Here is a 23,017-nt window from a genome sequence, read left to right as displayed (position 1 = left end):
CCTAACCCTTTGCCGGGGCCGACGGCGCGAACCAGCCGAGCCACCCCAGGATGACCCCGGCGACGACGACGATGGCGATGATCCAGACGGGCCGCAGGCGGGCCTTGGCCGTGAGCAGGTACACCCCGGCGGTGACGAGCACCGGCAGCAGGAACGGCACGAGCTCGTCGAGCCGGTCCTGGATCGCGACGGCTTGGGTCACGGGCTGCCCCTGGACCGTCGTGGTCTGACGGTAGGTCAGCGTGGTGACGACCTTGACGATCGACGGGATGAAGCCGCCGAGCACGACGAACCCGAGCACGGTGGCGCCCTGCGCGACGCGCGCGAGCGCGCCGGCGGCGAGGTGGCCGGCCAGCCGCTTCCCTTCGCGGTAGGCGAACCCGAACTGCCAGCGCCGGATCAGCGCGTACGGCACGAGCACCATCACCGCGGCGAAGGCGGGGCCGAGCCAGTTGCCCTGCAGCGCCCAGGACGCGCCCATGGTGAAGACGATGCTGTTGTACAGCGCGAAGACGACGGTGTCGCCGATGCCCGCCATCGGGCCCATCAGCGCGACCTTGGTGCTCGCCGCCGACTTCGGCGTGCCCGCTTCTTCGAGGGCGACGCTGGAGCCGAGGATCAGCGGGCCGCCGACCAGCACGGAGGTGTTGAAGAACTGGAGGTGCCGCTGCAGGCCGGCGACGTAGTCGGCCTTCTCCGGGTAGAGCCGGCGCAGCACCGGTTCCATCGAGTACGCGAACCCGAGCGCCTGCATCCGCTCGTAGTTCCAGGAGATCTGGCTCGACCAGAAGTACCGGCGGAACACCCGCCGCAGGTCCTGCTTGCTCAGCCGGGCGTCCACAGTGGACTCTTCGGCGGCCTCTTCGGGAACTTCGATCGCCGGCTCGTCGCGCTTGAGCGTCACGAACAGCATCGCGACCGCGACACCGATCAGCGCGATGCCCAGCAGCGGCACGTGCAGGTAGGCGAACGCGACGAACCCGATGAGCAGCAGGTACCAGTACCGCGAGAGCTCCATCATGCCGAGCAGCAGCGCGAACCCGACGGCGGGCAGCAGCGACCCGGCGAGCGTCATGCCCTGCACGAACCCGGCGGGGATGCTCGCGGTGATGTCCTTGACGAGGCCGCCGGACGCGGCGAGCGCGGCGAGGAACGTCGGGACCGCGCGCACCGCCACCCACGGCACCAGGCTGACCCAGTGGATCACCGCGAGACCGCGGGCGTTGCCGTCGGCTGCGTAGCCGTCGGCCCGGTGGACCAGCGCGGTCGTGATGATCTTGCCGACCGGGTCGAGCGCCGACAGCAGGATCGCGGCGGGCAGCCCGACGCCGAGGCCGATGGCGACCTGCGCGGAGGTGTCGCCGGCGGCGCCCGCGGCCAGCGCGGTGCCGACGATCGCGCCGGTCTGGTAGTCCGGGATGGTCGCGCCGCCGTAGGTGTAGACCCCGAGGGCGGCGAGTTCGAGGGTGGCGCCGATCAGCAGGCCGAGCAGCGGGTGCCCGACGATCAGCCCGGCCACCGAGCCGGCGATGAGCGGGCGCTGCGCGTAGATGAGGAACGGGCCGAGCCCGTCGTAGGTGCAGTAGATCGCCCAGAGGGTCAGGGCCAGCGCGACGAGCATGCGGGGCTAAAGCCCTTTCCGGTCGAGCAACGGGACGAATTCGTGCGGCTTGTCGTTCGGCATCAGCTGGGTGACCAGCGGGACGCCGGACGCGGCGAGCTTGCGGTAGGCGTCGGCCTCGTCCGCGGTGACCGCGATCGAGCGCGTGACCATGATGTAGGCAGTGCCGGGGCGCGGGGCGACGTTGCCGACGTTGACGGTGTCGGGCCGCAGCCCGCCTTCGACGAGGCGGAAGGCGTCTTCGGGGTCCTTGGCGAGGATCATGACGTCTTGGGTTTCGGTGGTCTCAAGCGTCTGCTTCACCGTGAGGACGTCGGTGGGCAGCCCGCGAGCGGCTTGCGGGAGCAGCATCCGCTGCAGGTCGTCGGCGGCGACGTCGTCGTTGCAGACGACGAGCCGGCGCACGCCGAGCCGCCGCGTCCACGCGACGGTGACCTGCCCGTGGATCAGCCGGTTGTCGATCCGGACGTGTACCCCCGCCATGTGTCTCCTCCCGGCCCGCAGCGTCCATACTGGTTCGTACCAGTAGTTGTGTCAACGCTGTCCGTGACCGGCGGATTTCAACGACGGCTTCGCGCGGCCGACGGAAGGACCCCTCAGACCTTCCGTCGGCCCGCGAGCGCGAAGCCCCCCTCGGATTTACCCGGACCCTCCCATAAAGGTATATACCAGTATGGACATCCGAGATCGACTGTCAAGACCTGCGGCGATGATCGGTACGAAGATCATTTTCAATCGGTCGACCGAAATAGAGCGGCGGGGCATGTCCGGCCCGCCGGGTGCGGTCGATCCGAACGTCATGAACGACCCGTTCACCACGCCAGACGACATGAAAGAGTCGTTCATGACGTGGCAGCGGCGCCGGGCCAGGTCCGCGGAGGTCCCCATGGCCCATTCCGGACCGCCGAGTCCCCGACCCATTCCGGTCCACCGAGGTCCCTTATGCGACATTCGCGACCTCGCCCACCGGCCCGGCAACCCTCCCCAGGCCGGGCAGCGCGGTGGCCGCAGCGAGGTGAACGACCCGTTCACCTCGCCAGACGACATGAACGACTCGTTCCTGACATGGGACCGGCGCCGACTCGGGTCCGCGAAGACTCCCAACGGCCCATTCCGGACCACCGACACCGCAGCCAAAGGTCTTGAATGACTCATTCAGGACCTCCGAAGACCTGAATGACTCATTCAAGACGTTCGAACCCGCGGCCCGTGGGTGATTCACCCCAAGCTGTCCGTTCTTGTCAGTGACAGCCCGCTCACCCGCTGCCTATCATCCTCAGTGGTCTAGACCGCACTTCTCGTCCCCAGCCGTACCGGGAAAGGCGGAACTCCCCCATGACCGCGAGATCCCTGCGTCTCGCCGCGCTCAGCGGCGCCCTCCTCATCGCCACCTCGCTGCTCTCCTCGGCCTCCGCCGCGGGTGACGGCACCGAGCAGCTCCCCGACCACCTGCGGCACCAAGCCGCGGCGGTCGCGACAACGATGTCCACCATCTGCGACGGTGACGGCTCCAGCGGCAAGCGCGTCCAAGCCCTCTACGTCCGCGGCAACACCCAAGCCGACCGCTACAGCCAGTTCGTCGGCCAGTTCCAGACCTTCGCGAGCCAGATCGACGACGGCTTCGTCGAAGCAGCGAGCCGGCTCGGCGGCGGCGTGCGCCACGTCCGGTACGTCACCGACTCGAGCTGCCGCGCGACCGTGAACAACGTTGTCATCGCCCAGGGCGACATGGCTACCGTCGACACCATCACCAACGCCATCAAGGCGCAGGGCTACAACCGCGCCGACCGCAAGTACATCGTCTGGTACGACAAGGACGGCTGCGGCCTCGCCTTCGGCAACGGCGGCAACGACAGCCCCGGCGCGAACAACCCCTACAACGCCGGCCCGCACTACGCCACCGTCGGCACCGGGTGCTGGTCCTGGCAGGCGACCGGGCACGAACTGCTGCACACCCTCGGCGCCGTCCAGGGCAGCGCGCCGCACTCCAGCGCCTTCGGTCACTGCTGGGACGACGAGGACATCATGTGCTACGACGACGGCGGCCTGCCGAACCCGCCGGGCACCCTGGTGAAGGTCTGCCCCGGCGCGCCGGAGAACCAGTTCGACTGCCTCGGCGACGACTACTTCAACACCAACCCCGCGCCCGGCAGCTACCTGGCGACCCACTGGAACGTCGCGACCAGCGCGTACCTGATCTCCAGCGGCGCGCCCTACCCGGCGGGCACCATCACCGGCATCAACAGCAAGTGCGTCGACGTGTCCAACAGCGGCACCGCCAACGGCACCGCCGTCCAGCTCTGGACGTGCAACAGCACCGCCGCCCAGCGCTGGACCCGGCAGAACGGGACCGTCCGCGCCCTCGGCAAGTGCCTCGACGTCTCGAACAGCGGCACCGCGGACGGCACGCTCGTCCAGCTGTGGGACTGCAACGCCACCGGCGCGCAGAACTGGCAGGCGAGGTCCGACGGCACCCTGCTGAACCCGCAGTCGGGCAAGTGCCTCGACGCACCGAGCGGGTCCACCGGCGACGGCACCCGCCTGCAAATCTGGACCTGCTCGACGGCGGCCAACCAGCGCTGGGTTATCTCGGGGTAAAACCCCGCAACCTGCCCGCGCCCCCGTCGTTATCCGCTTCGTCAGTCCAGGGGAGGAACCATGCCGGCCGTCACTTCGAACATCGTCCCGCTCCGGCACGCGCGCCCGGGTGTGGTCGCGTACGTGAAGAGCCCGGCCGAATGGTTCGTCTCCAACAGCGGGTGGATCCAGGGCAGCGAGGGTGTCGTGCTGGTCGACACCTGCGGCACCGAGCAGGCGACGCTGGAACTGGTCCGCGACGTCCGCAAGTACGCGGGCGAACAGGAACTGACCGTCGTCGTCACGCACGCGCACGGTGAACACCACAACGGCGTCGGGGTCGCGCTGCGCGAGGGCGGGACGGCATTGGCCGCCCCCGGCAGCGTCGACCTCGTCAAGGCCGGGCCGCAGACCTACGGCAACGTCTTCACCTACACCCAGTGGGGCGTGCTCGAGCCGCCGGAGCCGGCCGCGGTCCGGCCGGTGCCGGGCTGGCAGCGGCTCGACCTCGGCGACGCGGTCGCCGACGTCGTCGCGGTGCCAGGTGTCGCGCACACCGCGGGCGACCTCGTGGTGCACGAGCCGCGCTCGGGCACGCTCTTCACCGGCGACCTCGTCTACATCGGCGACACGCCGCTGGCCGTGCACGGCTCGGTCCCGGGCTGGCTCAGCGCGCTCGACTGGCTGCAAGACACGTTCCGCCCGCGGACGCTCGTGCCCGGCCACGGCCCGGTGGCGACCCCGGGCCACAGCGCGCTGCACGCGATGCGCGTCTACCTCGAGTGGCTGCTCGAGGTGACCGAGCGCCAGACGGACTTCACGCGGCTGGCGAACCAGGCGTCGCTGCGCTGGCCGCACTGGCGCAACCCCGAACGGCACATCGGCAACCTGATGCGCGCGTACGCCGACCAGCACGGCCGCAAGCTCGACGTCGACCTGGCCGTCGACGCGGTTCTCGCCGCGGCCGGCGGCCGGATCGACCTGGACTGCGTGCTGGGCGGCGAGCCCGTCCGCCGGATCTCCTAGAGCCGCACCACCTCCGGCGCCACCGGCGTGTCCCCGAGCCACGTGCAGGCGGGTACGCCGGTGGTGCTCGAGGGCACCGGCACCGCCTTGCCGATCTTCACGCCGGCCACCGGCCGCCCGCACGCGGCGAGGTCCAGCACCAGCAACGGTATGACGAGCAGTACTTTCCGGATCCGCATTCCAGCTCACCCCGGTTCTGTCTCCACACTCCCACCCCGGCACACGGCGCCCGCCGCGGCGCGGTTCAGCGCGAACGGGTGTATTTCCGCCCCGCTTCGCGGATCCGGATGACGGGGGCCAGTGGCTACGCTGACTGGGTCGATCGGAGGTGCCGTGGACACCACGACCCTGCTCGAAACGGCCGCCCGCGGCGACCAGGCGGCCTGGGACACCCTGGTGGACCGGTACGCGAGCCTGCTCTGGGCGATCGCGCGCGGCCACCGGCTCTCGGACGCCGACGCGGCCGACGTCGTCCAGACGACGTGGCTGAAGCTCGTCGAGAACCTCGGCAAGATCAAGGACCCGGACCGCCTGCCCGGCTGGCTCGCGACGACCGCGCGGCACGAGTGCCTCCGCCAGCTGCGCCGCGCCGGCCGCGAACGGCCTTCGGACGACCGCGATTGGCCCGACGAGCCCGCCGCCCACGCAGGCGTCGACGCGGCCCTGCTCCTCGACGAGCGCAACGCGACGCTGTGGCGCGCGCTCGCCACGCTGTCCGAGCAGTGCCGGCGGCTGCTGCGGGTGCTGATGGCGACTCCGCCGCCGTCGTACACCGAAGTCGCGGCGGCCCTCGACATGCCGGTCGGCAGCATCGGCCCGACCCGGCAGCGCTGCCTGGCGCGGCTGCGCGAGCGGGCCGGCGCGGCCGGGCTCGGAACGGAGGACCGGACGTGACCGACGACGAGCTGATGGACGAGCTGCGCGCGGCCGCCGGGCAGGCGGACCCGGTGCCGGACCTCGTGCTGCGCCAGGCGCGTGCGGCGCTGGCGACCCGCGACCTCGACGCGGAGCTGGCCGCCCTCGCGTTCGACTCCGACGTGGCGGCGGCGGGCGCGGTGCGCGGCGGCGACGTCCGCCTGCTGTCGTTCGACTCGGCGCGGGTGTCGCTGGAGCTGCAGGCCGAGTACGAGGAAGGCCGCGTGACGCTGCGAGGCCTGGTGACGGGCGCGTCCGGCGACGCGGTGATCGAGGCCGCGGGCGAGCGGCACGTCCGGCCGATCGACCCCGACGGCTGGTTCACGGCGACCGGCCTGCCCCGCGGACCGACGCGGGTGAAGGTGACGGCCCCGGACGGCACGACGGTCACCACGGGCTGGGCCAGTCTCTGACGGGGCTGAAGGGCACCTTCGTCTCATCTGATGCGAGGAAGGTGCCCTTCAGCGCGCCGGGGCATCATGGAACCGTGCGGATCACGGCCTGGTGGCGCGGCATCAGCCCGCGGCGGCGGCTGCTCATGGGCGGCGTCGGCGTGGCCGTGGCCGCTGTGCTCGTCGCGGCCGTCCTCGCCGCCACCGGGACCAGCGCCGCCCCGCAGTCCGGCGTGCCCGACCAGGGCAAGCCCGGGCCCGTGCTGCTCGTCCCGGGCTACGGCGGCGGCCAAGGCGCGCTGAACGAGCTGGCCGCCCGCATCCGGCAGACCACCGGGCGCACCACCGAAGTCCTCACCCTGGCCGGCGACGGCACCGGTGACCTGCTCGAACAAGCCGGCGTCCTGGCCGAAGCCGTCGAGAACGCGTACGCGCGCGGAGCGCCTTCGGTGGACGTCATCGGCTACTCCGCCGGCGGGGTCGTCGCCCGGCTGTGGGTCAGCCGCGACGGCGGTGACCACCAGGCCCGCCGCGTCGTCACGCTCGGCTCGCCGATGCACGGCACCGGCCTCGCCGCGGCCGGCGGCGCGCTCGTCCCCGGTGCCTGCCCCACCGCGTGCGTCCAGCTGGCCCCGGGCAGCACGCTCATGCAGGAGCTGGCGAAGGAACCGATCCCGGCGACGCTGCCGTGGCTTTCGGTCTGGACCGAACGCGACGAGACCGTCACGCCACCCGACTCCGCCCGGGTCGACGGCGCCGTCAACGTCGCCCTCCAGCAGCTCTGCCCCGGCAACCAGGCCGCCCACGGCGACCTCCCCACCGACCCCGCCGTCACCGAGCTGGTCCTGCAGGCCCTCGGCACCGGCCCGCTCGAAGCACCTGCCGAGTGCCTCAGCTCGTGACGTCCTTCGTCGCGAAGTTCGCCCACGCGGCCCCGAAGAACACGACGATGTAGCCGGCCTGCAGCAGCAGCCCGTGGTCGATGTTGCGCCACAGCACGGGATCGCGGAAGAAGTCGATCCAGGACAGCCAGTAGTGCGTCGGCAGGTACGGCTTGACTGACGCCGCCGCGTCGAGGGTCTCCAGCACCGAACTGGTGATCAGCACGGCCAGCCCGCCGAGCGCGGCCCCCAGCGCCGAATCGCTCAGCGTCGACAGGAACACCGTGATCGCGGCGAACCCGAGCATCGACGCGACGATGTAGGAAACCGCGCCCAGCAGCCGCAACCCGAGCCCGGACGAGCTGAGCGACTGCCCCGACAACGACGTCACGCCGGTCGGCTGCCCGCCCGGCCCGGCGACGCCCGGCGTCCCGCCGGTGCCGAACAGGATGACGCCGAGCACCAGCGACGTCAGCACGACGATCACGATCGCCGCGGTCACGTACACGGCCAGCGCCACCATCTTCGCGCCGAGCAGCCGGGTCCGGCCGACCGGGCGCACCAGCAGGTACCGCAGCGTGCCGGTGGACGCCTCGCCCGCGATCGAGTCGCCCGCGGTGACGGCGACCGCGATCGGCAGGAACAGCGGCAGCACGAGCGCGAGCGCGGCCGCCGGGAACAGCGCGCCGTCGCTGACCACCGCCGACAGGAACGCCCCGCCCTGCCCGGGCGGCGGCGCGAAGTCGGCCGTGGCCAGGAAGACGCCGACGATCGCCGGCAGCAGGCAGAGCAGCAGCACGCTGACCCACACGCGGGGGCGCAGCGCGAGCTTGCGCAGTTCGACGGCGATCACCCGGCGGCTCCGAACCGGTCCGAGCCCGGACCCGTGACGTCGAGGACGACTTCTTCGAGCGTGCGCTGCTCGGCGTGGATCGACGTCACGCGGACCCCCGCTTCGACGAGCAAGGCGTTCAGCGCGGCCGGGTCGGCGTGCCGGATGACGAGGCGGTCGCCGTCGCGGGCCTCGAGCTGGCCGTCGAGGACCGCGGCCGCCGCGGTGGCGTCCGGCGTGCCGACCAGGATCCGGCCGGTCGCCGCCCGCAGCGTCGAAAGCTCTTCTTCGAGCACGAGCCGGCCGCGGTCGACGACGCCGACGCGCGTGCACAGCTGCTCGACCTCGGCCAGCAGGTGGCTCGACAGGAACACCGTGGTGCCGGCCGCGTTCAGCTCGACGAGCAGTTCGCGGATCTCCTTGATGCCCTGCGGGTCGAGGCCGTTGGTCGGCTCGTCGAGGATCAGCAGCCGCGGCTTGCGCAGCAGCGCGCCGGCGAGGCCGAGGCGTTGCCGCATGCCGAGCGAGTACGCCTTCACCGGCCGCTGGTCCACGCCGCCGAGACCGACTTGTTCCAGTGCTTCGTCGATGCGACGCCGACGGGTGCGCCGGCCGCCACCGCGCCCGGCGGCGTCGAGCAGCGCGAGGTTCCGCCGTCCGGACAGGTGCGGGTACGCGGCCGGCCCTTCGACGAGCGCGCCGACCTCCGGCAGCACCTCGGCGACCCGCTTCGGGACGGGCTTGCCCAGCACCTCGATCTCGCCGCTGGTCGCGTACACGAGCCCGAGCAGCATCCGGACGAGCGTGGTCTTGCCGGAGCCGTTCGGGCCGAGGAAGCCGTACCGGTCGCCTTCGCGGACGGCCAGGTTGACGGCGTCGACCGCGAGGGTGCTCCCGTACCGCTTGGTCAGCGCGCGCGTGACGATCATCGGCCGCTCCGGCGCAGCCGCGACAGCTCGTCCGCGACGGTCTTGAGCACGTCCGGCGTGACCGTTCCGGCGAGCAGGTACGAGCGGCGGAACGTCGTCGATCGGACGATGGCCAGCGACAACGGCGTGATCGACAGCTGCACGACCGTCCCGGCGGCCAGCTTGACCTGCACCGCGCCGGCCTTCCCGGCGGCGTCGGCGGCCGCGTTCCCGACCGCGCGGGGCACGGCGATGACGGCGAAGGCCGCGAGCCCGGTGCCGTAGAGCGCGGCGCCCTCGACGCCGCCGAAGTCCGACGACACGACCGGGCGTCCGGCGAGCGTCGCGGGCAGCGGCACCTGGCCCAGCGCGCCGAGCGCGTTCGAGACGTCCGGGGCGCTCGCCACGGTGAACCCCGAGCCGAGCACCGGCCGCGGCGCTTCGACGACCGGCGTCGTCTGCTCGAGCTGCTGGAACTCGGTGACGAGGATCGGCGCCTCCTGGCCGCGGGCGGTCAGTTCCACGCGCACGGGCAGGCCGGTCGCCGGGTCCGCCCAGACGTCGACGCGCCCGATCGTCGTGGCCGGATCGGCGGGCACGAGCCGGAACCCGGACGCGGCGACGCCGGCGACGTTCCGGCCGGGCAGCGCACTCACCGGGTCGCCCTTCGCGGCCTTCAGGATCCGCCGCGCGAGCTCGGGCGGCAGCAGGTCCCCGGCCCGCGGCAGCCGGACGGACGGCTCGCCGACCAGCTCGGTCAGCGTGTTGTCGCCGTAGTCCCACGTGTATTCGCCGTCGGGCAGCCGGTAGACGTCGTGCTCGCCGGCGGTGCCGAGGATGTCGACGCGGTACCGGTCGGGCCCGGCGTACCAGGCCCGCATCGGCGTCCGCATCGAGAAGAGCGCGGTGACGGGAGCGAGGTTCGGCAGCTCCGGCAGGGCCAGCGACCCGGCGCTTTCGGCGTAGCCCTGGTACGGCTTTCCGGCGGAGTCCAGCACGAGCGCACGCAGCCGGGCGGGGTCGACGCTCGCACCGGCCGGAGCGAGCGCGGCGACGACCGGCGGTACGGACACGAGCACCGCGGCCACGGCGGCGACGACCGCCCACCGGCGCCGCTTCGCGTGCCGCACCACCGAAGGCGTCATCCGGCATCACCTCTTCGTCCTTTGTACGCCATGGCCGCTACTGTCGAGGGGTGACGAATCCCGTTCATGCCGCGGTCCTGAGCTAGTCCGCTTCCGGACTCCCGCACACCCGCCCGTCTCGCGGGTGCTTCACCGTGCCCGCAGCAAGAACGGAAAACCCTTTCCCGTGGCTCACCTCGTCGTGCCCGGCGAACCCCCTCGCCGGCTCTTCTCACCTCCATCGCGTCAGGCGGTCGTCGCCGACGACCGCCTCACCGCCGACGCCGCTCTGCGCACGACGTCGGCCCTGCTCTGGCGCGGGGACTACCCCGCCGCCCGGCGGTTACTCGACGCCGTGAACCGGCGGATCCCGCCGCCACCGCCGGACGACTACGCCCGCTACCGCGCTTGGCGCACCCGGCGGGCGCACCGGCTCTCGCTCCTCCACGTGCCCCTCGACCCCGGCCACGTGATCCCGCTGCGCCGGGCGCCGGACGTCTCCGCCGCGTGCACCGCGGTCCACGGCCCGCTCGACGTGCCCGCGGCGATCCCGCTGCGTGAGCTGCTCGGGATCGTCGGCGCGGCGGAATGGCGGCGCCGGGGCATCGCGGTCGCGGCCCTCGGCGCGCGGATCCACCCGCACTACGGCGTCTTCGCGCCGGTCCGCCAGGAGTACGTCGACCTGGTCGCGGCGGCGCCCTTGCCTTCGCTCGCCTCGGCCTTCGACATCGGGACCGGCACGGGGGTGCTGGCCGCGGTGCTCGCCCACCGCGGCGTCGCGCGAGTGGTGGCGACGGACGCCGATCCCCGCGCCGTCGCGTGCGCGACCGAGAACCTGGCCCGGCTCGGCTTCGGTGCTCGCACGGAAGCCGTGTGCACGGACCTGTTCCCGCCGGGCCGGGCCCCGCTGGTGGTGGCCAACCCGCCGTGGCTGCCGGGCCGCCCGCGCACACCGCTCGACCACGCCGTGTACGACCCGGGCAGCCGGGTGCTGCGCGGGTTCCTCGACCGGGCGCGCCGCCACCTGACGCCGGACGGCGAGGCGTGGCTGGTGCTGTCGGACCTCGCGGAGCACCTCGGGTTGCGCACGCGCGAGGAGCTGCTCGGCTGGATCGCGGCGGCGGGCCTGCGAGTGACCGGACGAACGGAGACCCCGGCCCGGCACCCGCGTGCGCTCGACCCCGCGGACCCCTTGCACCGGGCTCGCGCGGCCGAAGTCACGTCGCTCTGGCGGCTCAGTCCTTAATGGACACCGAGGCCCGCGACCGCCTCCACGGCCTCCCGCGTCTCGCGCACGTTGTGCGCGCGGAAGACTGCCGCACCCGCGTGCGCCGCGATCGCCGTCGCCGCGAGGGTGCCCGCCAAGCGGTCGTGGGCCTCCACGTCGAGCGTCTCACCGATCAAATCCTTGTTCGACAACGCGACCAGCACCGGCCAGCCCGTCGCCACCAGCCGGTCGAAGTGCCTCAGCAACGACAACCCGTGCCGGGTGCTCTTGCCGAAGTCGAACGTCGGGTCGACGAGCACGCCGCCGCGCGGCACCCCCGCCGCGACGGTCCGCTCGGCCGCCTCCGTCAGCTCGGCGACCACGTCCGCGACGACGTCGTCGTAGCGCGGCCAGAACGGGCGGTCCGCGGTCGGCTCGGGGTACGGGTCGGTCCGCACCGGCATGCCCCCGACGTGCGAACAGACGTAACCCGTGCCGAATTCGGCGGCCACCTCGACCAGCTTCGGGTCGGCGCCCGCCCAGGTGTCGTTGAGCAGGTCGGCGCCGGCTTCGCAGACCCGGCGGCCGACCTCGTGGCGCCAGGTGTCGACGCTGATGACCAGGTCCGGGTGCCGCTCCCGCACCTCGGCGACGAACGGGACGACCCGGTCGCTCTCCTCGTCGACGCCGACCTCGGGACCTTCGCCCGCCTTCACCCCGCCGATGTCGACGATGTCGGCGCCCGCGTCGACCGCGCGGTCGACGGCCTCGAGCGCCGCGTTGTGCGCGAAGGTCGCCCCTTTGTCGTAGAAGGAGTCGGGCGTGCGGTTGACGATGGCCATGACCAGCGCGCGGTCGCCGGGCATGCGGCGGCCGCGGAAGACCGTCTCCGGCCGGGGTGACGTCATGTCCCCGACTCTGCCAGGTCACGGCTCGGTCCGGAACGCCGCGTCCGGGGCCGCTGTCCGGTTATCCTCGGCGCACACCGAGCAGGGGGAACGACATGGGTGAGCCGGCGAACGAAGCCGAGATGATGATCGCCGAGGCCAAGAAGGCCCTGTGGGTGATGGTCGGCCTGCTGGCCGTGCTGTGGGTCATCCAGCTGATCAACGCGCCGACCGGCTACGACCTGAGCGCCGAGTTCGGCATCGAGGCGCGGAACCCGGCGTCGCTGCCGGAGATCCTCAGCTCGCCGTTCCTGCACTACGGCTGGGACCACATCGAAGCCAACTCCGGGCCACTGTTCGTGTTCGGCTTCCTCGCCGCCTACCGCGGCGTGAAGAAGTGGGTCGGCGTCAGCCTGCTGATCATCGTCGCCAGCGGGCTCGGCGTCTGGTTCATCTCGCCGTCGGACTCGGTCACGGTCGGCGCCAGCGGCCTGGTCTTCGGCTACTTCGGCTACATCATCGTGCGCGGCCTGTTCGACCGGCACCCGATCGACATCGTGATCGGACTGGTGATGGCGTTGTGCTTCGCCTACCAGTTCGCGTCGCTGCTGCCGTCGCAGGAGGGCGTCAGCTGGCAGGGCCACCTGTTCGGCTTCGCCGGCGGCATCATCGGCGGCTGGCTGTTCCGCGACAAGCGGCCCAAGGCGGTCGCCGCCCCCGACCCGGCGACCACCCTGCTGCCGAAGAACCTCACGTAGGCGGTTCGAGCTCCGCGTCGACGACGATCCGGACGTACCGGCCGATCACCGCGCGCGGCACCTTCATGCCGAGCGGGGCCCGGTCGAGCGTCCCGGTGGCGCGGACGCCGTCGCCGGCCCGCTCGACGGTGAGCGTCAGCGGGCAGGACGTCCCGCGCAGCCGCAGCTCACCCGTCACTTCCCAGCCGTCGCCGTGCTTCCGGACGGCGGTGGCTTCGAACGCCAGGCCCGGGCGGGCGGCGCTGTCGAGCAGGTTCGGCTTCTTGAGGTCCGCGTCCCGCTTCGGGTTGCCCGTGTCGAGGCCGCCGAGGTCGAGCTCGGCGCAGACCGCGGTCACCTCGCCGCCGCTGTCCACTTCGACGTGTCCCGCGCGGACCGGGATCGTGCCGGGTACCGCGTTGAAGCCGAAGTTGCGGACGGTGAACGCCGCCGTCGTCCGTCCACTTCGGACCGTCCAGGTCCCGGCGCGCAACGCGGGCGCGGTGTGCGGGCTCATCGCGCACCCGCCGGGGCCGGCAGGGACGCGTGCAGGACGCGGTGCAGGTCGACGCGGTCCGGGCCCGGCAGCAGCGCGGGGTCCTCGCCGGGCAGCAGTTCGGTGCCGTCGATCGCTTCCCGCGTGCGCTCGATCGCCTCGATCGACGCGGCCAGCCCGAGCACGAGCAGCGCCCGGTCCTCGGCCAGCAGCACGTACGTCGTCCCCACGCCGTCGATGCCCCGGACTGCGGGCCAGATCCGCTCGCGGCCCGCGCGCAGCTCGGCGGCCGACTGGTCGGCGCTGCGCGGGCCGTCGAACGCGGTGACCTGGGCGAACGCGGCCGCGTCGGACGCCGAGTGGACGTCGGCGACGCGGTAGACGCCGGTGTCGAGCCAGGTGGTCCCGGCCGGGCGCCGGGCGGCCGCCTCGTTCGCGGCGGCGGCGTCGGGCCAGAAGGTGACGACCGCGCCGGTGAGGCCGCCGAGCCGGGCGAGCGTGCAGGTGCCGAGCGCACCCGCGCCGAAGTCCGGTGTCCCGAGTGGACTCCGGTAGTGGTGGACGGTGGCGTGCATGACGTGCTCCTTTCGCCGGTGGGACCACCTTCGGCCGCCGCCGCGCCGCGGACATCAGTGCCAGTACCGAGGACGCCACTGAACCCGGGCACGCAGGGGATACTGCTCGGGTGACGCGCAGCGAGCCGTTCGTCGGGCGGGCCGGTGCCGCGGCCGACCTGCGGGCGTGGCTCGCGGACGCGGCCGCCGGCACCGGCGCGCTGGTGCTCGTCGGCGGCCCCGCCGGGATCGGCAAGACCCGGCTGGTCGAAGCCGTCACCGGGCGCGAAGCCGTCTGGGGCCGCTGCGTCGACGACCCTGGCGCGCCGCCGCTGTGGCCGTGGCGCCGGGTCCTCCAGGCGCTGCCGGACGTCTCGCGCGCGCTCGCGGACCTCGACGCCCACGACGGTGCCGACCTGGTCGCGGCCCGGTTCCGGTTCGTCGCGCTGGCGGCCGACGCGCTGGTCGCCGCGGCCGAGCCGGCCGGTCTCGTCGTGGTCCTCGAAGACCTGCACTGGGCCGACGAGGCGTCGTTGCGGCTGCTGCGCCACCTCGCCGGCGAGCTGCGCCGGTCGCGGCTCGCGGTGCTCGCGACCTACCGGGACGCCGAGGCGGGGCCGCTCTTCGACGCGCTGCCGGACCTGCTCGGCCGGCCGGGCACCGAAAGCCTGCGCCTCGAGCCGCTCACCGAGCCCGACGTCCGGGCCTACCTCGCCGAGGCCGGCCGGGCCGGCGTCAACGCCGGGGACGCCCTGCGGCGCTCCGGCGGCAACCCGCTCTACCTCAAGGCGGTGGCCCGCTCGGCGGTCACCGGCGGCGGCGCCGACGAGCTGCGCCACCTCGTCCGCACCACGGTTTCCGGGCTCGACGCCGGGACGCGCGAGCTGCTGGCGATCGCGTCGGTCCTCGGCGAGGAGGTCGACGCGCACGTCGTCGCCGAAGTCGCCGGGCAGCCGCTCGACGCCGTCGTCACGGCCCTCGACCGCGCCGTGCGCGCCGGGGTGCTGCTCTCCGCCGTCGCCGGGTCGCGGCGGTTCGCCCACGCCGTCGTGCGCGACGGGATCTACGCCGACCTCGACCAGGGCGTCCGCGAGGAACTGCACGCCCGGACGGCGGCGGCGCTGGAGGAGCGGCCCGATCCCGCGCTCGCCGGCGTGGTGGCCGGGCACTGGCTGCGCGCCGCGGCGACGCCGGTCGCCCTCGGCCGGGCGGCCGAGTGGGCGGAGGCCGCGGCCCGCGACGCCACGCGGTCGTTCGCCTTCACCGAAGCCGCCCGGTTCCTGGCGCTCGCGCTCGACTGCCGCCGCCGCGCGGGCCGTGATGGGCTCGCCGCGCTGCTCGTCGAGCTCGCGACCGCGGAGTACCGGGCGGGCCGGTTCGCGCGCGGCTTCGAGCACGCGCGGGAGGCCGCCGGGCTGACCACCGACCCGGCGCTGGTCGTCGCCGCGGCCCTCGTCGTCCGGGACACCTCCGCGCCCGACCTGCTGCCCGGGATGGCCGAGCTCACCGCGGCCGCGCTGGCCGCGATCGGCCCGGACGCCGATCCGGCCGTGCGGGCGAAGCTGCTCGCGCAGGCGGCCTCGGTCGCGGCCGACTCCGGGAAGACGGCCGAGGCCGTCGAGACCGCGGGCGAGGCGATGGCCCTCGCCGACCGGTCCGGCGACCCGGAGGCGCGGATCGACGCCGTCCGCGCCCGGCTGAAGCTCCGCCCGGCCGAGCTGCCGCTGGCCGAGCGGCTGCGGCTGGGCGCGCTCGCGGTGTCCCTCGGCGGCACCGGCCGCCCGCTGGTGGCGCTGTGGGGGCACAAGTGGCGGCTGGACGCGGCGTTCGAGGTCGGCACGATCCCCGTCGTCGACGCCGAGCTGGGCGCGATCTCGGACCTCGCGGCGACGACCCGGCTGCCGCTGGTCCGCTGGCACGAGCTGCGGCTGCGGGCGTCGGTCGCGGCCTACCGCGGCGCGTTCGCCGACGCCCGGGAGCTGAGCCGGCTCGCGGGGGAGCTCGCGGCGGCCGAGCTGGCCGAAGACCGGTCCGCCATCGGGATGTCCTTCGCGTTCGCGCTCCAGCTGGCGCTCGTCACCGGCGACCCGGGCGAGCTGTTCGAGGGGTACGAAGAACTGCTGGCCATCGCGCCGCCATTGCCGATCACGGTCATCTCCCGACCGCTCACGATGCTGGTCGACGGCCGGCGCGACGAAGCGCGGGTCGCCTACGACGCGCTGCGCCCGCACCTGCGTGACCCCGACTTCATCGGGCACTCACCCGGGATCGGGCCGAACCTGCTGCCGCTGCTGGAGGAGTTCCGCGACGTCGAGACCGCGGAGTGGCTGAACGAGCAGCTGGCCGGTGGCCCGCCGATCGGCTCGGGCGGCGCGGGCACGTACTGCTGCGACTGCTCCAGCAGCTGGTCCGCGCGCCTGGCCGCGCTCCTGGGCCGCCGCGACGACGCCGTGCGGCACTTCGAAGAGGCGATCGCGTGGGACGCGCGGCTCGGCGCCCGGCCCTACGTCGTGCACAACCGCGTCCGCCTGGCAGCGTGCCTGGCCGAGCTCGGCCAGGCACGGCGCGCGGAAACCCTGGCGCGCCAGGCCGCCGAGGAGGCCCGGCGCCTCGGGATGCCGGGGTGGCTGCGCGACGCGACGGCGCTGGCCGGCCGCTTGGACCGCGAAGCCGACCCGCTGACCGGCCGCGAGCGCGAGATCGCCGCGCTGGTGGCCGGCGCGCTGAGCAACCGGCAGATCGCCCACCGGCTGGTGCTGTCCGAGCGCACGGTGGAAAGCCACGTCCGCAGCGTCCTGGCCAAGCTGGGGCTGGCGAACCGGACCGAGGTCGCCACCTGGGCGCACCGGCGCGGGCTCACGCCCCGCTGAAGGCGAACACCGCTTCGACGAACTGGTCGGGGTCGAAGTCCATCGCCTGGTGCGCCTGGCCGTGCAGCGGCACGACGTCGGCGCCGGGAACGCGCGCGGCCACCGCGTCGGCGGCCGTCCGCAGGTACTCCGGGCTTTCCGTGCCGGCGAACAGCCGGACCGGGATGGCGATCTCGCCCAGTCCCTCGCCGAACTCCATCGCCTCGACGACGTCCAGCTCGCGCGGGATCGTGCGCGCGGCGGCCACCCTGGCGCGCCAGACCGGCGTGCCGCGCATCGCTTCGACGTCGGCCTCGCCGAGCCGGAGTGCCTCGCGCAGGAAGATCCGCAGGATTTCTTCGGGGTCGTCGGCGGCTCGCATGCGGTCGCGCGCGTCCGCTCCGACGACGTGCTCGCCCGGCTTCGGCCGGGGTGGTTCGTAGGCCACGAGCCGCGTCACGGCGTCGGTCTTCCGGACGGCTTCCAGTGCGCACAAGGCGCCGTAGGAGTGCGCCAGGAGGTAGACGTCTCCCCCGGCGGCCTCGGACACGGCGGCGATGTCCTCGCCTTCGCGGGCGATGGCGTACTCCGGCGCTTCGTCGCGGCTGAGGCCGCGGCCGCGGCGGTCGACGAGGTGGAGGCGGTAGCGCTCGGCGAGCCGCTCGCGGACCGCCGTCCAGCGGGTGTGGTCCGCGCCGGTGCCGTGCACGAGGACCATCGGCGGGCCGTCACCGAGGGTCTCGAACCCGATGACCGTGCCGTCGGGCGTCCTGACCGAACTCGACATGCTTCCGAGGCTAGCGCCGCTGTGAAGTCGCTGTGCATCCCTTCGTTGCGCTGCCGACCGGGCTCCGGTGTGGTGATCTGGAGCCGTGGCGATCAAGTTCCTCAGGCCCGCGCTCGCGGGCGCGGCGGCCGTGCTGGTGCTCGGCACCGGCCTGGTCGCCGGCACGGACACGACCGCCGACGACGCCTACGCCGCGGTCACCACGTCACCTCCCGCCACTTCTTCCACGCCGGCGAAAACCGTCTCCCCGGTCGGCGCGTTGTTCGCGAACGGGAGCCATTACTGCACGGCGAGCGTCGTGCATTCCGGCGGCGGCGACCTGGTGCTGACGGCCGCGCACTGCGTCAAGGACGGAATGTCCTTCGCACCGTCCTATCGCGACGGTGTGGCGCCGTTGGGAATGTGGACGGTCACCGGGGTCGCCGTCGCGGACGGCTGGACGACTTCGGCGGACCCGGATCTGGATTTCGCGTTCCTGACCGTCCGGCAGGACGGGAATCCGGCGTCGCTGGAAAGCCTCACCGGCGCGAACGTCCTCGGCACCGATCGCGGATTCGACCACACGATCACCCTGACGGGCTACCCCGACACGACCGATTCCCCGGTGGTGTGCACCGGAACGACCACGCGGTCCGGCACTTATCAACAACGCGTCGCGTGCCCCGGTTTCCCGGACGGCACCAGTGGCGGGCCGTGGGTCACCGGCGGCGCGGTGGTCGGGGTCATCGGCGGCTACCAGCTCGGCGGCGACACCCCGGACGTCTCCTACAGCGCGTACTTCGACGACGACATCGCGAAGCTGTACGCGTCCGTGGCGGACTGAACCGGCTTCGGACGCAAACCGGGCCCGCGTCCCTGGCGGAGGACACGAGCCCGGTTCACCTCTCGCGAACCCTCAGCAGGTCACGATGAGCCCGGTGAGCGCCGAGCACGTCTTCGACGCGCTGTCGTTGGCGCCGTTGGGATCCGTCGGCGAGCTGGCGGTGCGGACCGCCGTCGTGGTGTACGAGCCGAGCGCGAGCATGCCGCCGTTGACCGAGAACTTCGCCGTCACCGAGGCGCCGGGCGTCAGCGACGCGACGTCGCAGTTCACGTTCCGGGTGGTGCCGACGCGGGCGCAGTGGGTGCCGCTCGCGTACGACAGGCCCGACGCATACGTTGCCACCACGCGGATTCCGGACGCGGACGCCGGGCCGTTGTTCGTCACGGTCACCGTGTAGTCGATGCGCGCGTTGAGGCCGCCGTGGCCGGACGCGGCGAGCGCGACCTTGACGTCCGCCTGGGTCGCCGGGTTGGCGACCGTCATGACGGGGCCGTCGAGGGTGTCGAAGCTGTAGTTGTCGCCCACGAACTGGTGCTGCAGCGTGAACTGCCCGGGCGCCGCGGTGTCCTTGACCTTCAGGGTCCACACCGTCGTCTTCGTGCCGCCCGCTTCGAGGTCGCCGAACGCGGCGCGGTAGCTGCTGCCGGCCTGGAAGCAGCCGACCGCCGTCGTGTTGGTGCAGGACACGACGTCGACCACGTCGACGATCGCGGTCGGGGTGCCGTAAATGGCGCCCTTCGCGAAAGTCACCGTGAAATCGCGGTCGTTGTGAATGGTTTGCGTGAGCGTGAAGGTCTGTCCCGGCACCACGGTGGTGGTGCTGACTGCGACAGCACTCGTGGGCGTTTCCGCCTGCGCGGCGGGCGCCAGCGCGGTGAACGCCGTGGCCAGTGCGGCCACCGAGGACAGGATCGTGATCCGTCGCCAGGGTCTGTGCATAGTCGTGGTCTCGCTGTTCGTCCGGGGAATGCCGCTCTGACTGGTGCTGCGTGGAATTCGTTGGACATCCGACGCTGATCAGTCGTCACAATCCCGACATTCGTTACCGCCATCCGGGTGTGCCGCGGCACGCCCGTCAGGCCGGACGCCAGCGGCCGTTCATCTCACCCGGACGCGGCGGCGGACCGGGCAGAGCGCGGTCTTTTCCCGCTTCCAGCCCCTCGACGAGCATCGCCAGGTACCGGCGGCGCAGCTGGCCGGTGCGCTCCGGGTCGTCGACGCGGATCGCCGCGCAGCACTCGAGGATCATGCCGATGTCTTCGGTGACGGCGTCTTCGCGCAGGCGCCCGGTCCCGCGCGCCCGCGCGAAGAGGCCCGCCGACAGCTCGTTGGCCCGGCGCGCGTCGGCCCCCATCTCTTCGGTCGGGGTGAACGTGCCGGCGAGGTGGACGGTCAGCGAGTGGACGTCGGCGTCCACGACCCTTTGGAGGAAGCCGGTGAGCGCGGTCCAGGCGTCCGGTTCTTCGTCGGCGGCCTCGGCCTCGGCGATGTAGGTGCGCAAGCCGTCGTGGCAGAGCCGGCTGAGCAGCTGCTCCTTGCTCGGGTAGCGGCGGTAGAGGGCGCTGATCCCGACCCCGGCGCGCTCGGCGACCTGCGAGATCGGCGCCTTCGGGTCGGAGAGGAAGACGTGGCGGGCGGCGTCGAGGATGACGAGGTTGTTGCGGGCGGCCTGGCCGCGGCGGCCGGGCAGGGCTGTCTCGGGCATGCGTGGAGATTAGCACTGGAACGGATCGTTCCGGTCTGCTACAGTTCGGAACGAAGCATTCCGTTCCACTCTGATCGAGGAGCCAGCCATGACCGTTCGCCCGTTCCGCGCCGAGATCCCCCAGTCCGCCCTGGACGACCTGCGGGGCCGTCTCCAGCGGGCGCTGTGGCCGGACGACCTGCCCGCCGAGTACGGCGTCACGAACGAGCGGGTCCGCGCGCTGGCCGAGCACTGGCTGGAGAAGTTCGACTGGCGGGCGTTCGAGGAGCGGCTCAACGCGTACCCGCAGTTCGTGACGGAGATCGACGGCGAGACGATCCACTTCCTGCACGTCCGCTCGTCGCGGGCGGACGCGACGCCGCTGGTGCTCACGCACGGCTGGCCGGGCTCGATCGTCGAGTACCTCGACGTGATCGGCCCGCTGACCGAGCCGGAGTCGGCCGGCGAGCCGGCGTTCCACCTGGTGATCCCGTCGCTGCCGGGCTTCGGGTTCTCGGGCCCGGCGAAGGCGGCGGGCTGGGGCACGCACCGCACCGCGGCGGCGTGGGCGGAGCTGATGAGCAGGCTCGGCTACGAGTCGTACGGCGCGGCGGGCAACGACGCGGGCTCGATGGTCTCGCCGGAGATCGGCAGGCTGGCGCCGGAGAAGGTGGTCGGCGTGCACGTCACGCAGCTGTTCTCGTTCCCGTCGGGCGACCCGGCGGAGATGGCGGACCTGAGCGAAGCCGACCAGGCGGCGCTGGCGCACCTGCAGTGGTTCTACGAGAACATGTTCTCCTTCAACACGTTGCACAGCCAGCAGCCGCACACCCTGGCGTTCGCACTGGCCGACTCCCCGCTGGCGCTGCTGGCGTGGAACGCCCAGCTGTTCGGCGAGCACCTCGACGCGGACTTCGTCATCGCGAACGTGGCGCTGTACTGGCTGACGGGCACGGGCGGCTCGTCGATCCGCTTCTACTACGAGGACGCGCACACGACAACGCACCCGGAGGGCCCGACAACGGTCCCGACGGCCCTGGCTATGTTCGCGGGCGACTTCCAGTCGATCCGCAGGTTCGCCGAAAGAGACCACGCGAACATAGTCAGCTGGAACGCGTACGACGCCCGCTCGGGAAGCGGAGGCCCCCGAGACGCGGCGGGCCACTACGCGGCCCACGAGGCCCCGGAGGTCCTGGTGGCGGACATCCGCGGGTTCTTCGCGAGCGTGAACCGGTGGCCAGTCCTGACGGCGGCGCACAACGCCCTGCGCAAGGCGGTGGCAGGCGTAACGGACGGCGGCCTCCCGACGCCGTGCGCGGAGTGGACGGTGAACCAGGTGATCCACCACGCAGGAGGCGACCAGCAGGGCTACGCGGCGTTCATCACGGGAGAGCCGGGCCCGAACTTCAACCCGTTCGCCCCATCAGGCTCGTTGGAGAACGCACTGGGCTTCCTGGAGCCGACCCTGACCGCCTCGGCGGCAGCGTTCGCAGGGGTCCCCCACTCGGCGACGGAGGTACCCACGCCCCTGCCCCAGGGAGCCCTCCCGGCCCCGATAGCAGCGGGAGCGGCAGCACTGGACGCGGCGGTCCACGCATGGGACATCGCGGTGGCAACGGGCCAGGAGTCCCCGTTGACCCGGTCCTTGGCGGAGGCGCTGCTGCCGGTGGCGAGGGAACTGGCCGAGCCGCTGCGAGGCTTCGCCTACGCACCAGCGCTGGAAGGTTCGGAAGAAGACGACGCGGCGGCGAAGCTGCTGCGCTACTTGGGCCGCAATCCGGAGTGGACGGCGTAGCCGGCCACCGGCTCAAACCGGGGACCGCGGGGGCGGCTCCCCGGTATGGCCGTTGCCTCCGGCCGCGAGATCGCTCGGGGCGGGATTCCCAGCCTTGGATTCCCGATGGTGGGATTTCCACCCGCGGACTTCCGGCCTCCGGCTTCCCGCCCGCCGGATTCCCAGCTCCCGCGTTCGCGCCTGCCGGATTCCGAGCCTCGCGGTTCCCTGCGCTGAGATCCCGGCTACGGACCTCCCAGCCACCGGCCACCCGCCCACCGGATTCCCAGCCGTCCCCTGCTCTCGCCCACCGGATCGCAGCCCGCGCGTTCCCGCCTGCCGGATTCCCAGCCCTCCCCTGCTCCCGCCCACCGGATCCCAGCCGCGGCCCTCCCCGCCGACCGCCCAGCCGCCAAATTCCCACCACCGGATTCCCACCACCGGATTCCCAGCGCAGGATTCACACCCGCCAACGCCCGCCAGTTCCCGGCCACCGGGCCACCCGGCCGCCGTTTCCCCAGTCCCTGAATCCCGACCGTGGGATTCCCACGCGTGGACATTTCAGCCTCCGGCCCCCTCTGCCGGGGTTCCCCCTACCGAGTTGCCAGCCGCCGGATTCCCGGCCGCCGGCGGCCGCCAGTTCGCAGCCATTGACCACCGGCCGTTGGCCTCCCGGTCACCGCGTTCCCCGCCCCTCTCAGGTTCCCCGGCCGCCGATGCCCGCCAAATGCCCAGCCGCCGGCTCCCTGGCCACCGCACTCCCGCCGCCTGATTCCCGGCGATGGGATTCCCAACCACAGACCTCCCACCCGCCGGATTCCCACCCACCCGATCCCCACCCCCCGGGGCCTGGACGCCAGCGCCCGCCGGTTCCCAGCCACTGGCGACCGGCCATTGGCTTCCGGGCAGCGGTTCCGGCCCATGAGGTTCCCCAGTCGCCAGC

Annotated in this window: 24 protein-coding genes; 12 read left to right on the top strand and 12 right to left on the bottom strand. The window is 72.8% G+C overall.

Features of this window, described 5'->3' with window-relative positions; genetic code table 11:
- Nucleotide 1: 1 nt before the first annotated feature.
- Nucleotides 2–1,621: a PTS system mannose/fructose/sorbose family transporter subunit IID gene (locus ACIQWX_RS44530; protein WP_400884715.1), complete on the bottom strand. Its 1,620-nt coding sequence runs from the start codon at nucleotides 1,619–1,621 to the stop codon at nucleotides 2–4.
- A 6-nt stretch (nucleotides 1,622–1,627) separates the two neighbouring features.
- Complete coding sequence (locus ACIQWX_RS44525) at nucleotides 1,628–2,104, bottom strand: PTS sugar transporter subunit IIB (RefSeq protein WP_400884713.1); 477 nt, start codon at nucleotides 2,102–2,104, stop codon at nucleotides 1,628–1,630.
- Nucleotides 2,105–2,294: 190 nt separating this feature from the next.
- Between ACIQWX_RS44525 and ACIQWX_RS44520 the strand changes: the two genes are divergently transcribed.
- The 3 genes from ACIQWX_RS44520 (at nucleotide 2,295) to ACIQWX_RS44510 (ending at nucleotide 5,224) form a co-directional block, all read left to right on the top strand.
- Nucleotides 2,295–2,771 carry a hypothetical protein gene (locus tag ACIQWX_RS44520; protein ID WP_400884710.1) on the top strand — a complete coding sequence of 159 codons (477 nt, stop codon included), beginning with the start codon at nucleotides 2,295–2,297 and terminating at the stop codon, nucleotides 2,769–2,771.
- A gap of 185 nt (nucleotides 2,772–2,956) precedes the next feature.
- Nucleotides 2,957–4,219, top strand: coding sequence for a ricin-type beta-trefoil lectin domain protein (locus ACIQWX_RS44515; protein WP_400884708.1), 1,263 nt, complete (start codon nucleotides 2,957–2,959; stop codon nucleotides 4,217–4,219).
- Nucleotides 4,220–4,279: 60 nt separating this feature from the next.
- Nucleotides 4,280–5,224, top strand: coding sequence for an MBL fold metallo-hydrolase (locus tag ACIQWX_RS44510; RefSeq protein WP_400884706.1), 945 nt, complete (start codon nucleotides 4,280–4,282; stop codon nucleotides 5,222–5,224).
- Here the strand turns inward: ACIQWX_RS44510 and ACIQWX_RS44505 are convergent.
- A complete protein-coding gene (locus ACIQWX_RS44505) occupies nucleotides 5,221–5,403 on the bottom strand; it encodes a hypothetical protein (protein WP_400884704.1) in 183 nt (60 codons plus the stop codon). The two genes, ACIQWX_RS44510 and ACIQWX_RS44505, sit on opposite strands and share 4 nt — an antisense overlap.
- Nucleotides 5,404–5,557: 154 nt before the next feature.
- On the opposite strand from ACIQWX_RS44505, the gene ACIQWX_RS44500 reads away from it, so the two are divergent.
- The 3 genes from ACIQWX_RS44500 (at nucleotide 5,558) to ACIQWX_RS44490 (ending at nucleotide 7,433) form a co-directional block, all read left to right on the top strand.
- The gene (locus tag ACIQWX_RS44500) at nucleotides 5,558–6,118 is read left to right on the top strand and encodes an RNA polymerase sigma factor (protein ID WP_400884703.1); all 561 of its coding nucleotides are present in this window, start codon (nucleotides 5,558–5,560) and stop codon (nucleotides 6,116–6,118) included.
- Nucleotides 6,115–6,552 carry a hypothetical protein gene (locus ACIQWX_RS44495; protein ID WP_400884701.1) on the top strand — a complete coding sequence of 146 codons (438 nt, stop codon included), beginning with the start codon at nucleotides 6,115–6,117 and terminating at the stop codon, nucleotides 6,550–6,552. Before ACIQWX_RS44500 ends, ACIQWX_RS44495 begins: the two co-directional genes overlap by 4 nt.
- Before the next feature lie 74 nt (nucleotides 6,553–6,626).
- Nucleotides 6,627–7,433 carry an esterase/lipase family protein gene (locus tag ACIQWX_RS44490; protein WP_400884699.1) on the top strand — a complete coding sequence of 269 codons (807 nt, stop codon included), beginning with the start codon at nucleotides 6,627–6,629 and terminating at the stop codon, nucleotides 7,431–7,433.
- Here the strand turns inward: ACIQWX_RS44490 and ACIQWX_RS44485 are convergent.
- The 3 genes from ACIQWX_RS44485 to ACIQWX_RS44475 are packed head-to-tail and all read right to left on the bottom strand — an operon-like array spanning nucleotide 7,423 to nucleotide 10,297.
- A complete protein-coding gene (locus ACIQWX_RS44485; protein ID WP_400884697.1) occupies nucleotides 7,423–8,265 on the bottom strand; it encodes an ABC transporter permease in 843 nt (280 codons plus the stop codon). The two genes, ACIQWX_RS44490 and ACIQWX_RS44485, sit on opposite strands and share 11 nt — an antisense overlap.
- On the bottom strand, nucleotides 8,262–9,173 hold the full coding sequence (locus tag ACIQWX_RS44480; protein ID WP_400884696.1) for an ABC transporter ATP-binding protein: 912 nt from the start codon (nucleotides 9,171–9,173) through the stop codon (nucleotides 8,262–8,264). Before ACIQWX_RS44480 ends, ACIQWX_RS44485 begins: the two co-directional genes overlap by 4 nt.
- Nucleotides 9,170–10,297, bottom strand: coding sequence for a hypothetical protein (locus ACIQWX_RS44475; protein ID WP_400884693.1), 1,128 nt, complete (start codon nucleotides 10,295–10,297; stop codon nucleotides 9,170–9,172). Before ACIQWX_RS44475 ends, ACIQWX_RS44480 begins: the two co-directional genes overlap by 4 nt.
- Nucleotides 10,298–10,463: 166 nt before the next feature.
- Between ACIQWX_RS44475 and ACIQWX_RS44470 the strand changes: the two genes are divergently transcribed.
- Nucleotides 10,464–11,522, top strand: coding sequence for a methyltransferase (locus ACIQWX_RS44470; RefSeq protein WP_400884692.1), 1,059 nt, complete (start codon nucleotides 10,464–10,466; stop codon nucleotides 11,520–11,522).
- Here ACIQWX_RS44470 and folP read toward each other — a convergent pair.
- Nucleotides 11,519–12,391 carry a dihydropteroate synthase gene (folP, locus tag ACIQWX_RS44465; protein ID WP_400884689.1) on the bottom strand — a complete coding sequence of 291 codons (873 nt, stop codon included), beginning with the start codon at nucleotides 12,389–12,391 and terminating at the stop codon, nucleotides 11,519–11,521. The two genes, ACIQWX_RS44470 and folP, sit on opposite strands and share 4 nt — an antisense overlap.
- A 95-nt stretch (nucleotides 12,392–12,486) precedes the next feature.
- Between folP and ACIQWX_RS44460 the strand changes: the two genes are divergently transcribed.
- The gene (locus tag ACIQWX_RS44460) at nucleotides 12,487–13,128 is read left to right on the top strand and encodes a rhomboid family intramembrane serine protease (RefSeq protein WP_400884687.1); all 642 of its coding nucleotides are present in this window, start codon (nucleotides 12,487–12,489) and stop codon (nucleotides 13,126–13,128) included.
- Here ACIQWX_RS44460 and ACIQWX_RS44455 read toward each other — a convergent pair.
- Both ACIQWX_RS44455 and ACIQWX_RS44450 read right to left on the bottom strand, forming a co-directional pair.
- On the bottom strand, nucleotides 13,121–13,624 hold the full coding sequence (locus ACIQWX_RS44455) for a YceI family protein (RefSeq protein ID WP_400884685.1): 504 nt from the start codon (nucleotides 13,622–13,624) through the stop codon (nucleotides 13,121–13,123). The two genes, ACIQWX_RS44460 and ACIQWX_RS44455, sit on opposite strands and share 8 nt — an antisense overlap.
- On the bottom strand, nucleotides 13,621–14,178 hold the full coding sequence (locus tag ACIQWX_RS44450) for a hypothetical protein (RefSeq protein WP_400884683.1): 558 nt from the start codon (nucleotides 14,176–14,178) through the stop codon (nucleotides 13,621–13,623). Before ACIQWX_RS44450 ends, ACIQWX_RS44455 begins: the two co-directional genes overlap by 4 nt.
- A gap of 110 nt (nucleotides 14,179–14,288) precedes the next feature.
- On the opposite strand from ACIQWX_RS44450, the gene ACIQWX_RS44445 reads away from it, so the two are divergent.
- Nucleotides 14,289–17,027: an ATP-binding protein gene (locus tag ACIQWX_RS44445; protein ID WP_400884681.1), complete on the top strand. Its 2,739-nt coding sequence runs from the start codon at nucleotides 14,289–14,291 to the stop codon at nucleotides 17,025–17,027.
- Here ACIQWX_RS44445 and ACIQWX_RS44440 read toward each other — a convergent pair.
- Entirely contained in the window at nucleotides 17,014–17,793 is a 780-nt protein-coding gene (locus ACIQWX_RS44440; RefSeq protein WP_400884679.1) for an alpha/beta fold hydrolase, read from the bottom strand. The genes ACIQWX_RS44445 and ACIQWX_RS44440 overlap by 14 nt on opposite strands.
- Nucleotides 17,794–17,878: 85 nt before the next feature.
- On the opposite strand from ACIQWX_RS44440, the gene ACIQWX_RS44435 reads away from it, so the two are divergent.
- Nucleotides 17,879–18,616, top strand: coding sequence for a trypsin-like serine peptidase (locus ACIQWX_RS44435; RefSeq protein WP_400884676.1), 738 nt, complete (start codon nucleotides 17,879–17,881; stop codon nucleotides 18,614–18,616).
- Nucleotides 18,617–18,688: 72 nt separating this feature from the next.
- Here ACIQWX_RS44435 and ACIQWX_RS44430 read toward each other — a convergent pair whose 3' ends face one another.
- Entirely contained in the window at nucleotides 18,689–19,366 is a 678-nt protein-coding gene (locus ACIQWX_RS44430) for a hypothetical protein (protein ID WP_400884674.1), read from the bottom strand.
- Between the two features lie 31 nt (nucleotides 19,367–19,397).
- Here ACIQWX_RS44430 and ACIQWX_RS44425 point away from each other — a divergent pair, with 31 nt between their 5' ends.
- The gene (locus ACIQWX_RS44425; RefSeq protein ID WP_400884673.1) at nucleotides 19,398–19,595 is read left to right on the top strand and encodes a hypothetical protein; all 198 of its coding nucleotides are present in this window, start codon (nucleotides 19,398–19,400) and stop codon (nucleotides 19,593–19,595) included.
- Between the two features lie 96 nt (nucleotides 19,596–19,691).
- On the opposite strand, the gene ACIQWX_RS44420 is transcribed toward ACIQWX_RS44425, so the two are convergent.
- Entirely contained in the window at nucleotides 19,692–20,321 is a 630-nt protein-coding gene (locus ACIQWX_RS44420) for a TetR/AcrR family transcriptional regulator (RefSeq protein WP_400884671.1), read from the bottom strand.
- Between the two features lie 88 nt (nucleotides 20,322–20,409).
- Here ACIQWX_RS44420 and ACIQWX_RS44415 point away from each other — a divergent pair, with 88 nt between their 5' ends.
- Nucleotides 20,410–22,095, top strand: a complete 1,686-nt coding sequence (locus tag ACIQWX_RS44415; protein ID WP_400884669.1) for a TIGR03086 family metal-binding protein — start codon at nucleotides 20,410–20,412, stop codon at nucleotides 22,093–22,095.
- The last annotated feature ends 922 nt before the right edge of the window (nucleotides 22,096–23,017 follow it).

This window comes from Amycolatopsis sp. NPDC098790 (genome assembly GCF_044759945.1).
Lineage (GTDB): Bacteria > Actinomycetota > Actinomycetes > Mycobacteriales > Pseudonocardiaceae > Amycolatopsis.
Note: the sequence above shows the minus strand (reverse complement) of the source record. Positions and strands in the feature narration are given on the sequence as shown.